Origin of the sequence: Siphonobacter curvatus (assembly GCF_002943425.1) — a bacterium.
GTDB classification, from domain to species: domain Bacteria; phylum Bacteroidota; class Bacteroidia; order Cytophagales; family Spirosomataceae; genus Siphonobacter; species Siphonobacter curvatus.
This window is the reverse complement of sequence record NZ_PTRA01000003.1, coordinates 114,616-129,799: the sequence shown is the minus strand read 5'-3', so window position 1 is coordinate 129,799 and position 15,184 is coordinate 114,616. Positions and strand designations below refer to the sequence as shown.

Genomic DNA, 15,184 nt, shown 5'->3' with positions numbered 1-15,184 from the left:
TAAAATAGTCAGTAGGATTGAATGTGAAATTACGAAATTTCCCGGGTAAATCAAAGCGAAATTTTCGGGTACTATCCTCCTGATCAATCAGTTATTTTACTCACCCACTGATCAATAAATTTAAGTACTAATACCGATTTAGGCAACTGATCAATTGCCTCTGGGGTATACCAATGCAAAGGTTCAGGTAAGGCTAGCGGTCGGGTTACTTTCAAATGCCAAAAACGCGTCTCGATACGTTGGTGCGAGAGTACGTGCGTATACACGGGCGACTCCTCCAGCAGTACTAACTCCGGTAGTAAGGGTTGCAGACTCGCGTGTTGACTAAGCGTTTCCCAATCCAGCAGTTGTTCGTCTTCGATCAGCAGGAAATCAAACATATTCGTCCAGACGTCTTTTCCAGTCCGTTCACGCATGGCTAGTCGGCCCTGTTCGTCTTCCAATACTATGTAGTGAAAGAAACGGTCGCGTACTTTCGCCTTCTTCGCTTTGACGGGAAGTTGACTCTGTCGTCCCGTCAGATTCGCTTCGCAAACCTGATTAAACGTACAAAACATACACTGCGGCGAAACGGGTACGCACTGGGTCGCACCGAAATCCATAATGGCGTGATTAAATAAGTCCGGATGCTCAGCCGAAATCAGGGAATTCGCCCGTTGGGTAAATTGGGCTTTGGCGGCGTGACTGGTAATATCCGTTTCGATCCCGAATATACGCGAGAGCACCCGGTACACGTTTCCATCCAGTACCGCCACTTTTTCGCAGAAGGCGAAGGAGGCAATGGCGGCGGCTGTATAGGGTCCGATTCCTTTGAGTTTGAGTAGCTCCTGGTACGTAGTAGGAAAAATGCCGCCGTAGTCTTCCACAACGATTTTAGCCGTGCGATGCAGATTTCGGGCTCTTGAGTAATAACCGAGTCCTTGCCAAAGGCGTAGTACTTCCCGTTCGTCGGCATGGGCCAGGTCCGTAATGGTTGGAAACGTTTCGATGAAGCGGTAGTAATAAGGCATTCCCTGCACGACCCGCGTTTGCTGGAGGATGATTTCCGAAAGCCAGATGTGATAGGGATTGGTGGTATGCCGCCAGGGTAAATCGCGGCCGTAGCGTTCGTACCAAGCCAGTAGTTTGGGAGCAAAAAAATCGTTGGTCATCTCAGGGTGTAAAGCAGAAGAAACTAAAAGAATCAAGCCACTTTACGAGGGCCGACAGACTGGCAGAAGTGAGGTAAAAGTGACAAAAACGAGGAAAAGCAAGGCCCTCTACGCACTTAGTTTTCGTCACAAAAAGAGGGATAATTCGCTAAATACGAGTCGGTTACAAAAAAAATATTGACCACATTTCTCAATAATTGTTTTGCAAATGAATTCAAACCCGTACTTTTGTGCCTCTAAAATTTTGAGCCTTAGGCACTTTCTCAATTAAAAATCATTATAAACCTTTTAAAGTTTACCCAAGTGACCAAAGCAGACGTGATCGCAAAAATCGCCGAAAAGACCGGCATTGACAAAGCTGATGTAGCTCAGAGCCTGGAGACATTCTTTGGCGTAGTGAAAGAAGCTCTCGTGGATGGTGAGCCGGTATACGTTCGCGGTTTCGGCAGCTTCGTGAATAAGAAGCGGGCGAAGAAAGTAGCACGGAACATCTCTAAAAACACGACGATGGAAATCCCCGAGCACTACATTCCTAGCTTTAAGCCCGCTAAAGAATTTACGGAATCAGTAAAAACTTCTGAAAAAGCTAGCCAAGCCGTTTAAGCCGCTGGTATAGCTCCGGATATGCAGGGTAGGAAGAAGGCTAACAATCATGCTATACTTTCTTTCTGCCCTCCTGTCCAGATTTTTTAAGTACCCAATGAATTGATTTGCTTTGGTAAGTGTTGAATTTGTGACTTTCTCTATCTGCTGAATCGTATTCGCTAATCGTTAGTCTCAAATTTTTAAAATCATTGCTCCCGTGAAGAAATCATTTATTACCCTTATCGTTGTTGCTGTTGCTTCAATTGGCGGGCTGTATAGTCTGCCGAAAGTAGCCGTGAAGGATGATAAACGAGCCACGGAGAATAAAGTACCAACGCAGTCAGAAGCGTCCAAACCCTCAGCTCCGGCCGCTGAAACTCATCTGCCCCCCGTCCCGGCTGAACAACGTAAAGCCATCGACGGAGCCCGTCAGATTTTCGAAAGTACCAACCACTCCACGAGCGAACGCATTAGGGCCGGCGAGCAATTGGCGGAACTCTTTACTCAAGTGAGCCGGTTTGACAGTGCAGCGTATTTCGCCGGAGAAATGGCTGGACTCCAACCGACGGTCGAACGCTACTTGAAAGCGGGCGATCGGTATTACGAAGCCTTTACGTTTGCCCTTGATTCAGATAAAGCGGCAACGCTAGGTCAGCAAACGCGGGATTGGTACCAGAAAGCCCTGGACCAGAATCCGAACCTGCTGCAGGCAAAAGCCAACCTGGCCATGACTTACGTATCCACGTCGAACCCGATGCAGGGTATTGGCATGTTACGCGAGCTTCTGGAGCAGGACCCGGACTTTGAACCTGCCTTGTTCAACCTGGGCATTCTTTCCATGCGTTCCAACCAGTACGAGAAAGCGGTTGGACGTTTCGAACGAATCCTGCGGACTCACCCCAACAGTACCCGCACGATGTTTTATCTAGGCATCTGCTACGCTGAAACGGGCCAAAAAGAAAAAGCCAAACCTCTGCTGGAAGAGGTTCGGAAGAAAGAAACTGACCCGTCTATTCAGGCGGGTGTCCGGGAATACCTGGAGCAGTTAAAGTAATTTTTTAACTCGGTTGCTGGTTTCTGGGTGATCAACTGATGCCTACGAACCGACAACTTTTAAACTCATTTTCAATTATGCCTTGCGGAAAAAAACGTAAACGCCACAAAATCGCTACTCACAAACGTAAAAAGCGGCTGAGAAAGAACAGACACAAGAAGAAATAACATCGAGTGGAAAGTGAAAGGTGAAAAGTGCAGTTTTTTCACTTTTCACTTTTTGACTTTTCATTTTTCACTCCTTGGGCTGGCCCGATTGGGTTACAGCCTTTTTGTGTATTCACCCAATTCTGTTCGAACCGAGTAAATGAATAAGAAAAGTTAAGTCAGCATCGCTTTCGTGTCGCTGGAAGCGTTTCTTATGGGTTTACTCTAAACCCTCTGAGCATCACCTGTGAGCAATGAATTAGTTATCAATTCGACTCCCAAAGGTGATAGAATCGCTCTTTTGCAGGACAAAAGAATCGTTGAATATCACTTTGAAGAGTCAGAAGAGCACTTCTCTGTGGGCGATATCTACCTGGGAACGGTCAAAAAACTGGTCACCGGGCTCAATGCCGCTTTCATAGATATTGGGTACGAGAAAGATGCCTTTCTTCATTACCTAGACCTGGGGCATAACATCAACTCACTTAACAAGTACACGAAAGATGTAATTGCTAAACGCGTGAATGATGGCATGCTGAATGGGTTCGAAATGGAGCCTGAAATAGACAAGCATGGCAAGATTGATAAAGTCTTAACCAAAAATGCCCCTATTTTAGTCCAGGTTGTTAAAGAGCCTATTTCAACCAAAGGTCCTCGACTTTCCTGCGACATTTCCATTGCAGGCCGTTTTCTGGTACTTGTTCCGTTTGGGCATTCGATTAACATTTCCAAAAAGATCACCAGCAAACAGGAACGTCAACGCCTTCATCGACTCGTACAGGGCATCAAACCGCCTAACTTCGGTGTGATTATCCGTACGGTTGCCGAAGGAAAAGAATCGGAGGAAATTGAACTCGACCTGCGAAGCCTCTTGGCCAAGTGGGATGCGGGGATGAAAGCCCTCCGGGATGCTAAGCCTCGTGATAAAATCATCGGTGAGATGAGCCGGGCTACGTCGATTATGCGGGATATGCTGAACGATAACTTCGACAGTATTACGCTCGACAATAAGGATATGTACGAAGAGGTTCGTTCGTATGTTACCCAGATTGCTCCCGAAAAACAGAATATTGTTAAATTCCATCAAGGGAAAAACAAGGTATTCGAACATTTCGGCATTGAAAAGCAGCTTAAAATGCTTTTCGGGCGTTCGGTAAGTTTACCGGGCGGCGGCTATCTGATCATCGACCATACGGAAGCCTTACACGTCATTGATGTAAACTCTGGTAATAAATCCAATCAGGAAGAAAGCCAGGAAGATACGGCGGTCAATGTAAACATTGAAGCAGCCAAAGAAATTGCCCGTCAGTTGCGGCTTCGGGATATGGGTGGCATCATCGTCATTGATTTTATTGACATGAAAAAGCCCGAGAATAAGAAGCAGATTTACGACGTGATGCGGGAGGAAATGAAGCTCGATCGTTCGAAATTCACCATTCTGCCCCTCACTAAATTTGGTCTTATGCAGATTACCCGGCAACGGGTACGGCCCGAGCTCAACATTCAGACTCAGGAAGTTTGTCCAACCTGCGGTGGAACGGGAAAGATTACGGCGAGTATTGCAGTCTCAGACATTGTTGAACAAAATCTGGATTACATACTCAGTAAGCAAAATGAAAAAGGGCTACGGATCATGCTCCACCCCTACCTTTATTCATACTTTATGAGCGGTTTTCCGTCTCGCCGAATGAAGTGGTGGCTGAAATACCGAACCTGGGTAAATTTGGTACAGGACAGTTCGCTGGGAGTAACCGAATTTCATTTTTACAATAAATCCGGTGAGCCGATTGAGGTACACGGATAAATGCATAGAAACAAAAGGCCGGAATCGCTTGATCCCGGCCTTTTGTCTTTCTATACATAATTGCGAATCAGATCTTTCAAATGCGCTGGATTTCGGCTGCGTTTTAATTCCTCCTGTAATTGCTCAACAGTAGCCTTCAGACGTTTAATTTCCTGAGCAAACTTGGCATCCATCTGTCGGGGCTCTGCCACAAAGCGGGCCTGAAAATCACTCTTACGTACTTCGTTCAATTGACTTTGTAACTGATCAGCCTGCTTCTTCAAAGCCTGATTGTAGGCGGCCATTTCCTGAAAATCGTCCGTCACACTAGCCTCGGTTTGTTCACTCTGCAATTTCAGCAAAGCAAACCAGTTGCCCTGCTGATAGGCTTCCGTAAGCTCCTGCATCAGCCGGGTTTTATGCTCCCGCTGGCCTTCGTCCCGCTCGCGATCCGGATGCAGGCGTTTCACCAGATTCATGTATAGTTTACGCAGCGGTATAAGTTCAGTCGGTACAACTTCGGGTAATTGTACCGCCTTTTTCTGCTTTCGTTTTTCCTTTTTCTCCGCCCGTTTCTGTCGTTTCTCCTCTTGTCGGGCTTGCTGTTTCGCCAGTTGCTCGGCCACGTAAGCCCTTAATTCCTGTTCAGTCGTGAGGCGAACCCCTTCAAAACTAATACCGTACTGCTGAGAAAATAGCTCTTTTAATTCTTCGAGACGGTCCTTCTCGGCTTTGGTTTCCTGGCCCGTATGCTCATGGTAGATGGCCCGCAGGTCTTCCCGCCCAAACCGCCGGATGAGTACCGCCGATTCCTGAATAATAAACGCTTGTAAAGCTCCTTTCTCCGCTTTTTTGAAGGCTTTGGAATGATAGGCATCGTTGAAAAGATGCACCCGGCGGACGTGAGCGTCTACGACGGCTTCTTCCAGCGGTAGAATTTCCTGCTTCACCCGTTCACGGGCCATTGCCTCCCAGCTTTCGTAATTCTGGAGGTCCTGCCGTAGCTGCTCGATTCGTTGCAGGTACTTCTGAAACGTTTCCTGAACGTCGGATAGCGTCGCTTTTCCAGGAGTCGGTATTAACTTTTCCACGCGTGAATCTGATTAAGCTGCAAAGTACGGCAAGAGTTTCCTCCAAAAGAATAGGGCCTGCCTATTGCCCTTTAAAAATCGTAGCACCATAAGAAGGCCTTTCCCCAATCGTGCGGGATCACGCTTCACCTTGATAGAATCGTTCGTTTTTATGATAGGATTGAAGATGTAAGGAGTAGAGCTTATGCTTTTCCTTTGAAGAACGATCGATCCTTTCGTTCACTCGTATTCTTTCATCTATCTAAACACGTTTTCTATGTTACCCCTTACTATGAAAGCGGCGGTTGTCCGTGAATTCGGGAAACCCCTATCCATTGAAGAAATGCCGGTTCGCCGACCCGGTCGTAACGAAATCTTAGTTAAAGTAATCGCTAGTGGCGTTTGTCACACTGATTTGCACGCCGCAGATGGCGACTGGCCGGTGAAACCCAAGCTACCGCTCATTCCTGGACATGAAGGGGTCGGTTATGTCGTAGCCTTAGGGCCGGATGTTACCAACGTTAAAGAAGGTGATGCCGTTGGCGTACCCTGGCTCTATAGTGCCTGTGGTTGCTGTGATCATTGCATTACTGGCTGGGAAACGCTTTGCGAGCGTCAGCAAAACGGCGGCTATAGTGTAGACGGTGGCTACGCCGAATACGTCATTGCCGATGCCCGATACGTAGGGAAGCTCCCCTCGAACGTCAACTTTATTGAGATGGCTCCTATTCTTTGTGCCGGCGTAACCGTGTACAAAGGGCTAAAAGAAACCGAAACCAAACCGGGTGAGTGGGTGGCTATTTCGGGAATTGGAGGTCTGGGCCACGTAGCCGTGCAATACGCGAAAGCCATGGGTATGCACGTCGCGGCTATTGACGTAGCGGACGATAAATTAGAGTTAGCGAAACGACTGGGAGCCGACTTAGTAGTCAATGCGAAAACGCAGGATCCGGGCGAATACCTGCAAAAGGAAGCGGGCGGCATGCACGGCGTACTAGTTACGGCGGTTTCGCCCATCGCCTTTCGGCAGGGCATCGCAGCCCTTCGCAGAAAAGGTACCATCGCATTAAACGGTTTACCTCCCGGAAGCTTTGATTTACCCATTTTTGAAACCGTTTTGAAACGTATTACCGTTCGCGGTTCTATCGTCGGTACGCGTAAAGATCTCCAGGAAGCCATCGAGTTTGCCGTCGAAGGAAAAGTACGGGCGACCGTGCATACTACCCCTTTGGAATCCATTAACGACGTATTCGATCAAATGAAAAAAGGAGCGATTGAAGGCCGTATGGTAATGGAAATCGCTTCGGCCTAAGTTTAGGTTTATCAGCGTACGCTACCTGCCAAGGAGCTAAACTTTTTCGTAAGGTTTAGCTCTTTTTTGTTACAGCTGGTTGAAGCACACTCGCTTAAAACCCTTCAGTCTCAGGATTCACCATTCATCCCAAAACTAGCCCGATTTGAACTATCTCCGCTGGTACGCTTGTTTCAATCCTCAGAACTTGGTTTTAACGCTTCCCTCATGAATAGAAGTCTCACTTTGATCATAACCCTTGCCGTCCTCCTGGTGGTAGACTGGTACGGTTTCCAGGCGGTGAAGGCCGCTACCCAGCAGGCTTCACCGGGCTGGCAACGCTTTGCCCGACTGCTGTACTGGAGTTTCCCTGTGGTTGCCTTACTCATGTTTGCTCTCTCCGCTACGCTGGGCAGCGATTTCTGGGGACGGTTTAAAATTCTACGAGGGTTTCTGTTTAGTTATATTTTGATTGGTTACCTGGGTAAGATCTTCATGGTACCCTTTCTGTTGCTTGACGATCTCAGTCGGGCCTTCCGCTGGGTCATTTCCCATTTTAACTCTTCGTCTACGGTCGATACGCCCATTGTTGCGAATGCCCCGGATGCTGCCGCACCTGCTCCGACGGCCCAACTACGCAATCCGGATACTATTTCACGTTCAGAGTTTCTGGCAAAATCCGCTCTGGTCGCTTCCGCGGTTCCCGCCATCGCTTTTACGTATGGCATTGTATCAGGAGCCCATGATTACCGCATTCGCCGCGTACCGCTGGTACTGAAAAATCTGCCCAAGCAATTTGATGGCTTACGGATCGCCCAGATTTCGGATATCCACTCGGGTAGCTTCTTTAATAAAACGGCGGTGAAAGGCGGTATTGAAATGCTACTTCGCGAAAAACCCGATATGGTCTTTTTTACCGGTGATTTAGTGAACGACCGGGCTATCGAGGTAAAAGACTATAAAGATGTATTCGATAAAGTGAAAGCTCCGCTGGGCGTTTTCTCAACCCTGGGTAACCACGATTACGGTGACTACGCAGCCTGGAACAGTGCCCAGGAAAAACGGCAGAACCTACTGGATCTCGAACGGGTACACCGCGAAATGGGATACGATCTGTTACTCGATGAACACCGTTTCCTGGAAATGGGTGGTGAAAAACTGGCCATCATCGGGATTCAGAACTGGGGTACAGGCGGCTTTGCTCAATACGGAAATCTGAAAAAGGCGGCCGCCGGAACGGAAGAAGCTCCGGTGAAATTACTGCTCTCTCACGATCCGAGTCACTGGGATGCCCAGGTTCGTCCGCTGTTCCCGGATATTGATGTACAGTTTGCCGGCCATACGCACGGAATGCAGTTTGGTGTCGAAACCAAGTACTTCCGCTGGAGCCCGGTTCAGTACCGCTACAAACAGTGGGCGGGTCTCTACGAACAAGGCGATCAGAAATTATACGTAAATCGGGGCTATGGCTATATTGGCTACCCCGGACGCGTAGGGATGCCCCCGGAGATTACGATTTTTGAATTGAAGAAAGGATAGAAAACGGAGTTCCTCGTTGTTCGTTCTTTGAATCTTCCATTCCTCCTTAACAGGATCTCAAAAAGCCACGTAGAAAATTTTCTGCGTGGCTTTAACTTTTTATCGGTTGAAACATCTTTTTCGCAGGCTTGTTTTTACCTTAACTACCGTGTTCACCCGATTCAAATCCCGAATGTTATGAAAAAAATACTCCTTGCTCTTAGTTTGCTTATCAGCGGAACGCTGACTTACGGTCAAAGCTGCTGTGAAGAAGCTACCGCAGCCTGTCACGAAACGAAGGATCAGGCCAAAGGTCTGGCTCCCGATCCCATGCAGTTGATGGCCTCTACCAAAGAGTTTCAAGCCATGCACGTAGAACCCCTGCCTTTCACCTTCGTTAGTAAGGCCGGTGGCGAAATGATCAAGATGGATGCTCCCGACGGAAAAGCGGCAAACGGCTTTTTCATCAAGGCTAAAAACCCCTCGAACAAATACTTGCTGGTCTATCAGGAATGGTGGGGCCTGAACGATTACGTAAAGCAGGAAGCTGAAAAGTACTACAATGAGCTCGACGGCAAGGTAAACGTACTGGCTCTGGATATGTACGACGGCAATGTAGCTACCACCCGCGAAGACGCCGGAAAATACATGAGTCAGGCGAAACCCGAGCGTTTGGAATCGATCATGAAAGCGGGCATTAACTACGGTGGACCCAAAGCTGAATTTGCGTCGATTGGCTGGTGCTTTGGTGGCATGCTTTCCCTGAAGTCCGCCCTGCTGGAAGGTTCGCAGGCGGTGGGTTGCGTGATGTACTACGGCCGTCCGGAACAGGATATTGATAAACTGAAAACGCTAAAAACGGACGTGATTGGTTTCTTTGGCAAGAAAGACAAAGGCATTCCTCCGACCGTAGTGGAACAGTTTGAGAAAAACATGAAAATGGCCGGTAAAAAAATTGAGGTAAAGATGTACGATGCCGACCACGCCTTCGCCAATCCCAGTAACCCAATCTACGACGAAGCCGCTACGAAAGATGCCTTTCAGCATTCGTCGGAATATCTGAAGAAGAAACTGCTGTAAGCTTTCGGTTTGCTGTTTTCAGTGTTCAGTATTTTTGACCCGAAGATACCCAGGCACGACGGCCCACGAAGTGATAAGCTCAACGTGAGGCTGACTTCTGAAAATAGAAAACTGCTAACTGAAAACTAAACCGTCCGTACTTTGCGTTACTATCCTGTAAACTACATGATCCGATGAAAAAGCTGATATTCACGTTACTGATTGGAGCCATGGTGTTGCCTGAGTACGCCTCCGCTTCCTCTTCAAGCCCTTCCTCGGGCACCACGGTACAAACCGAACAGGCCCACGCTCGTAAGCGACGTTCGTATCGCAAAAAGAAAGGTTTCATGTGGGGTTTGTTCCGGAAAAAAGACAAAGGCTGCGGCTGTCCCAGTTATAAATAATTGCAAACGTACTTTCTAGGGTTAACCTGTCTCACAAGGACAGGTTTTTTCATGATCGACTGTACCTTTGCTTTTCGTTTTTCAGCAGAGACTCATTCCGATGCCTTCTCTGATTTTCATACATGGTCAACGTCCTTAGTCGTGTTGACTGTCAACGGTTAATTATTCCCAATGAGCAAATATTTTCATTTAACGGTAAAGGAGGTCGTTCGTGAAACGGAGGATACCGTTACGATTCACTTCTGGCACCCACCCCACGCCACTATTCCGTATAAAGCCGGTCAGTTTCTGACATTGATCGTCACCGTCGAAGGCAAAAAATTACGTCGGGCGTACTCCATGTCCAGCTCGCCTACTAAAGATGCTTCCATCGCGGTTACGGTCAAACGCCTGCCCAATGGTCTGGTCTCCAATTACCTCAACGATCAGGTAAAAGTGGGTGATGTCATCGAAGTCATGGAGCCGATGGGCCATTTTGTGTACGAGCCGCAAGCCCAGAAAACGGGTGGTTTGAGCTTTTTCAAATCCAACAAAGGTCGCCATCTGGTCTTTTTCGGAGCCGGTAGTGGCGTAACGCCGCTGATGTCGATGATCAAAACGGCCCTGCCCGGTGAGCCTCAGTCTAAAGTCACGCTTTTCTACGGCAGTCGCACGGAAACGGGGATCATCTTCCGCGATCAGCTTTCGCAGTTACAGGACCAGTACGGCAATCGACTGGAAGTAGTGCACGTACTGAGCCAGCCTCAAAGCTGGGACGAACGTACGGGTCGGATTAATCAACAGGCCGCCATCCGTTTATTGGACGAATTCGGCGTCAACGCCCGTTCGGCGGAATACTATATCTGCGGACCCGATGGAATGATGGAAGAGGTGCAGAATGCCTTATCTATTTTGGGAGTCTCTAAAGATCAGGTTCACAAGGAAAGCTTTGCTCCCTCGAAAGATACACACGGGGAAGTCGTGGAAGAGGAAGACGATAGTAAACTCAAAACCCGTAGCGTGACCATTATCTACGAAGGGGCTGAATACAAAGTGGAGGTGAAGCCTCACCAGACGATTCTGGAAGCAGGACTGGAAATGGACATTGATCTACCCTACTCCTGCCAGGCCGGGATGTGTACGGCCTGTATGGGTCGTTGCAAATCGGGCAAGGTACTCATGGACGAAGAAGATGGCCTTTCCCCGCAGGAAATCGACGCCGGTTTCGTACTCACCTGCGTAGCCCACCCGCTCACGGAAGGGGTTGTAGTGGAGATTGAATAAATCAAGTTTTCAGTCTTGGGTTTGCAGTGAATTGCTAGCCTTTGCTCTAGTATCTCCATATTACTAAAAAGCCAGCCAGATGTATTCTGGCTGGCTTTTTATGTGAACGCCTGGTTATTACTTATCTATTGAAAACGGTAAATTCAAAAACAGTCAACTCTCCTAATTCCAAGGCTTAATTCCCCAATACGGATTGCGTTGAGCCTTGATACTATCTTTAATGTGCTCTTTGATAATCCGATCACGTTCGGCCAGATTGATCTTCTTTCCTTTCATTTTCGGTAACGCTAGTTGCTTCGGCTCTACTTTCTTCAGGTCAATTTTTGTAGCCGTTACCACCGTGACTCCATCATTATAATCTAGTTCCAGAATGACTCCCGGCAGTCCAAACAAACGTTCAGGGCCCGCTGATACCGGCAAATCATCGGCAAACCAGGCTACGATTTTCTGCTGGTTAGCGGGATCTTCCATCTCTGCTTTCATGCATACGTGGCCCGCAACGTCTTTCAGCTGATTGAGTATTTTCCATTTGGGAATTTTGAGTGAATCCTGAATCACATAGGTTTTGCCACCCATTTCATGCCATTCCGTAATAGTCTCCTTGTCAAAATCCCGTTGGACCAGGTAGTCGTCCTGCCGCCACGACCAGCGACCATCATCGGTTTCGCCCTGTTCGCCTTCGTAGGTATACACACTCTGAGCGGGTGTAAAGACCAGTTTTAGTTTCGTTTTCTCTTCGTCGTCGTTCCCCCACATCATCTTTGCCCGATCCTTTTCTTCCTGACTCAAAAAAGGCAGTTTGGCGATGAGCTTGGTCCAGTACGTTTTCCGTTCGTAATTCACTATTCCTTCCATGTCCTGAGCCTGTACCAGGGGAAGTACCGTTACGAGTAGGATCAGGGTTTGTATGACTTTCTTTTTCATTGATTCGTTGAATACAGTGCTTGACTTAGAACCCACCATTCCGACGCAGATTGGCTTTGATGCCCCGCATGTTGTACGTATAACTGAGCATAAAATACCGGGTAATGGTTTGTACCTGCGTCTGCGTAAAGAAGTTACCCGAGGCTCCCTGATTGATTCCGAGGTTGCGGCGGAAGACATCGTAGGCCGACAGGCGAACCTCTGATTTTTTGTTTTTACCCAACAACTTATACACGGCCATGTTCAGAATCGGGATATTTTGATCGAGTCCGAAGCGGTCGTTTTTGTAAATGTTGTAATTGAAAGTCGCATTGAAGTACAGCTCCCAGGGGCCTTTCACGTTCATCTGCCCGCTATAGCTGGAATTCCAGATATTTTGATTTTGTCCCGTGTTGATCGAGTATTTCACCAAGCTATATGACCAGTTTGCATTTCCGTAGAACGTGAAGTTTTCGCTCGGGGTCAGCTCCAGGTTCAATCCCCAGTTGTAGCGGTTATTATTGGTACGGTTCTGAACGTCGTTAATAAGCGTATAGCTGCGACCAAAGTTGATATTAGAATTCACCCCAATGTTAGCCTTGTTTTTCTTCAGTGGAAAACCAAAGTTTAAATACGTCCCGTAATTCTGTCCACCCGTCAGGTTAATAGGCTGCGTCCGCGTAATCAGTAAAGAGTCGATGGTTTGGCTATAGACGACCTGATTGACGTTGTACGAGTAATTGATGTTTCCGAAGAATCGCGTAAAGGACGAAGGATTGAAGTACTGAAAACCGGCGTACGCGTTATGACTGACCGTAGGTTTCAGGTCCGGATTTCCCTGCGTAATGTAGAGCGGGTTGGAATAATCAATGATGGGTTGCAGATCACGAACCGAAGGCTGCTGCACGCTACCGGAGTAATCCATATACAGGTAGCGGTTGTTTTTCAGATCGATGTTCATATTAACGCCGGGTACAACTACCGTGTAGGATCGATCGACATTCATGAACTGACTCGCGTTCTGATCCGTTGCAAATCGTCCCGAGATGTTCATGTGAATACCCGCCAGTCCAGCTCCGATGTTGAGGCCTTTGTAGTTGTAGCGAAAACCGGTACCGAGTCGATTGTGCATGATCTGGTTGGTATAATAGCGGCTCAGCGTATCGTTTCGCCGATTACCTTCCTCTAGGTCGTACACATTGCGATCTACCTTATCCTGCCGTACTCCGAAGTTGTAAAAGCTTTCCCAGGCAATGCGTTTGGTCACGGGCTGTGCGTAGAACAAGCTGGTCCTGATCTGATTCTGACGGCTGGTATTGTCCGTTAGCAGGTTGAGCTGGCGGGGCGGCAAAGCCCCTGTTTCAGCAGGCACGAAGAATTCGTTGTCCGATTTTTGCTGTCCGTCCGCATCGCCATTGTTCAGATTGAAGGTAGCACTGGCGGCAAAACTTCTGCCTTTTTGCTTGAATTTATGCCGGTACAGGGCCGAACCGGAGAAATTGATCGTCTGGCTGGTATTGCGGTTATCCTGCGTGGTCTGACTCGTCAAACGCCCCCCTGACCGCAGGTTTTCTTCCTGTTTACCCTGGGTATACGTCTGGTTATTGATGGTACCGTTCGCAATCAGAATCAGCGTATTGAGCGAATCGAGATTATCCTCGTACCGTAATTGCACGCGGTGGTTGTCGTTTTTCGTGTATTCATTAGACGTCGTATTGGTCTCGAATTCATTATCCGCCAGAATGCTCTGCCGTTTGGAAATCTGATCGATCCAGTTCCGACGCTGGTTATAATAGTAGTTGGAGCTGAATTTCTTCTTCTTGGTTTCGTAATTGTAGTTCAGCCCCCCGGCGTATGAATTGTTGAAACCCCGGTCGCCGCCCCCACCATTCATAATGATGACGTTGCCGCCCTGAATTATGATCCCATCGTTGCCGCCGTCATTGCCCGTCAAACCTCCTCCGAAGCCAAAATCCGTTTCATCCCAACGGTAGGCTGAACTACCGTAGAAATCCTGACGGTCATCCCAGCTCATACCCGACTGGTTGATATTGTTGCCGAACCCAACGACAGCAAACTGCTGCTTATCGTCGAATTTGTTGTAGTTCCCCCGAACATCTATGCGTTCGTCCGTACCCACTCCTGCTTTGATCTTTCCAAACCCTCCTCTTTTATACTCTTCTTTTAAAGCCAGGTTGACGGTTTTCTCTTTCTTACCGTCGTCAATACCCGTCGCTTTCGACTGCTCAGATTTACTATTGTATACCTGGATTTTATCAATAGTCTCGGCTCCCAGGTTCTTGGTGGCGGTTTTAGGGTCGCCACCAAAAAAGTTCTTCCCATCGACGGTTACGCGTTTCACCTCCTGTCCCTGAGCCCGGATACTTCCATCCTGTTCAATCTGGAAACCGGGTAATCGCCGAAGCAGGTCCTCCACCGTAGATCCGGGTGGTACTTTAAAGGAGCTGGCGTTGTATTCGATGGTATCGCCACGAATGTTCAAAGGAGCCTTTGCCGTTTTCACGACTACTTCAAAGAGTTCTTTGGAAATGGGCTTCATGGTTAGCTCACCCAAATCCGTAACGGCTGCTTCGCCGGGTGTAAACTCTTTCTGAAAAGGTAAATAACCGGTGTAAGAAGTCTTGAGCAAGTACGTTCCCCGCCTCACATTCTTGAATTCGAATGCTCCTTTTTCATCTGCCCGGGCGTAGCTCACCAGAGCCGAATCCTTGGGCGTCAGTAACATAACCGTTGTAAAGGGTAAAGCAGCGTTGGTCGTATCAACCATACGACCTTTCACCACCACCCGCGTTTGGGCATGGGTACAAAAAGCCAATACGAGCAGACAGGCACTCAATAGAAAGTGACGCATAGAGAAGGTTTAGATAGGGAGGCTTGCAATCAGAGGTCTAAAGATGAACGAGATTTTTAGTTTAACAACGAATACATTAGTTAAA

General features: G+C 48.0%; 12 protein-coding genes. 8 read left to right on the top strand and 4 right to left on the bottom strand.

Annotated features, from left to right (window positions below; all coding sequences use genetic code 11):
- Positions 1-83: 83 nt before the first annotated feature.
- On the bottom strand, positions 84-1,151 hold the full coding sequence (mutY, locus tag C5O19_RS17575; protein ID WP_104714708.1) for an A/G-specific adenine glycosylase: 1,068 nt from the start codon (positions 1,149-1,151) through the stop codon (positions 84-86).
- Between the two features lie 279 nt (positions 1,152-1,430).
- On the opposite strand from mutY, the gene C5O19_RS17570 reads away from it, so the two are divergent.
- The 3 genes from C5O19_RS17570 (at position 1,431) to C5O19_RS17560 (ending at position 4,740) form a co-directional block, all read left to right on the top strand.
- On the top strand, positions 1,431-1,754 hold the full coding sequence (locus C5O19_RS17570) for an HU family DNA-binding protein (protein WP_255157790.1): 324 nt from the start codon (positions 1,431-1,433) through the stop codon (positions 1,752-1,754).
- A 199-nt stretch (positions 1,755-1,953) separates the two neighbouring features.
- A complete protein-coding gene (locus tag C5O19_RS17565) occupies positions 1,954-2,790 on the top strand; it encodes a tetratricopeptide repeat protein (RefSeq protein WP_104714707.1) in 837 nt (278 codons plus the stop codon).
- 393 nt (positions 2,791-3,183) lie between these two features.
- Positions 3,184-4,740 carry an Rne/Rng family ribonuclease gene (locus C5O19_RS17560; protein WP_104714706.1) on the top strand — a complete coding sequence of 519 codons (1,557 nt, stop codon included), beginning with the start codon at positions 3,184-3,186 and terminating at the stop codon, positions 4,738-4,740.
- A 50-nt stretch (positions 4,741-4,790) separates the two neighbouring features.
- Here the strand turns inward: C5O19_RS17560 and C5O19_RS17555 are convergent, their stop codons facing one another.
- On the bottom strand, positions 4,791-5,810 hold the full coding sequence (locus tag C5O19_RS17555) for a J domain-containing protein (protein WP_104714705.1): 1,020 nt from the start codon (positions 5,808-5,810) through the stop codon (positions 4,791-4,793).
- A gap of 256 nt (positions 5,811-6,066) precedes the next feature.
- Between C5O19_RS17555 and adhP the strand changes: the two genes are divergently transcribed.
- The 5 genes from adhP (at position 6,067) to C5O19_RS17530 (ending at position 11,324) form a co-directional block, all read left to right on the top strand.
- Entirely contained in the window at positions 6,067-7,101 is a 1,035-nt protein-coding gene (gene adhP, locus C5O19_RS17550) for an alcohol dehydrogenase AdhP (protein ID WP_104714704.1), read from the top strand.
- Positions 7,102-7,308: 207 nt separating this feature from the next.
- Positions 7,309-8,619, top strand: coding sequence for a metallophosphoesterase (locus C5O19_RS17545; protein ID WP_104714913.1), 1,311 nt, complete (start codon positions 7,309-7,311; stop codon positions 8,617-8,619).
- A gap of 177 nt (positions 8,620-8,796) precedes the next feature.
- A complete protein-coding gene (locus tag C5O19_RS17540; RefSeq protein WP_104714703.1) occupies positions 8,797-9,678 on the top strand; it encodes a dienelactone hydrolase family protein in 882 nt (293 codons plus the stop codon).
- A 173-nt stretch (positions 9,679-9,851) separates the two neighbouring features.
- Complete coding sequence (locus C5O19_RS17535; RefSeq protein WP_104714702.1) at positions 9,852-10,061, top strand: hypothetical protein; 210 nt, start codon at positions 9,852-9,854, stop codon at positions 10,059-10,061.
- Between the two features lie 171 nt (positions 10,062-10,232).
- Positions 10,233-11,324, top strand: coding sequence for a ferredoxin--NADP reductase (locus C5O19_RS17530; RefSeq protein WP_104714701.1), 1,092 nt, complete (start codon positions 10,233-10,235; stop codon positions 11,322-11,324).
- Between the two features lie 162 nt (positions 11,325-11,486).
- Here C5O19_RS17530 and C5O19_RS17525 read toward each other — a convergent pair whose 3' ends face one another.
- Both C5O19_RS17525 and C5O19_RS17520 read right to left on the bottom strand, forming a co-directional pair.
- A complete protein-coding gene (locus tag C5O19_RS17525; RefSeq protein WP_104714700.1) occupies positions 11,487-12,248 on the bottom strand; it encodes a GLPGLI family protein in 762 nt (253 codons plus the stop codon).
- A gap of 25 nt (positions 12,249-12,273) precedes the next feature.
- Positions 12,274-15,099, bottom strand: coding sequence for an outer membrane beta-barrel protein (locus C5O19_RS17520; RefSeq protein WP_104714699.1), 2,826 nt, complete (start codon positions 15,097-15,099; stop codon positions 12,274-12,276).
- Positions 15,100-15,184 lie beyond the last annotated feature (85 nt).

Coding starts and splice junctions, on each gene's coding strand:
- C5O19_RS17530 (WP_104714701.1), top strand. CDS start 10,233: ATGAGCAAATATTTTCATTTAACGGTAAAGGAGGTCGTTCGTGAAACG.
- C5O19_RS17535 (WP_104714702.1), top strand. CDS start 9,852: ATGAAAAAGCTGATATTCACGTTACTGATTGGAGCCATGGTGTTGCCT.
- C5O19_RS17520 (WP_104714699.1), bottom strand. CDS start 15,099: ATGCGTCACTTTCTATTGAGTGCCTGTCTGCTCGTATTGGCTTTTTGT.
- C5O19_RS17540 (WP_104714703.1), top strand. CDS start 8,797: ATGAAAAAAATACTCCTTGCTCTTAGTTTGCTTATCAGCGGAACGCTG.
- mutY (WP_104714708.1), bottom strand. CDS start 1,151: ATGACCAACGATTTTTTTGCTCCCAAACTACTGGCTTGGTACGAACGC.
- adhP (WP_104714704.1), top strand. CDS start 6,067: ATGTTACCCCTTACTATGAAAGCGGCGGTTGTCCGTGAATTCGGGAAA.
- C5O19_RS17545 (WP_104714913.1), top strand. CDS start 7,309: ATGAATAGAAGTCTCACTTTGATCATAACCCTTGCCGTCCTCCTGGTG.
- C5O19_RS17525 (WP_104714700.1), bottom strand. CDS start 12,248: ATGAAAAAGAAAGTCATACAAACCCTGATCCTACTCGTAACGGTACTT.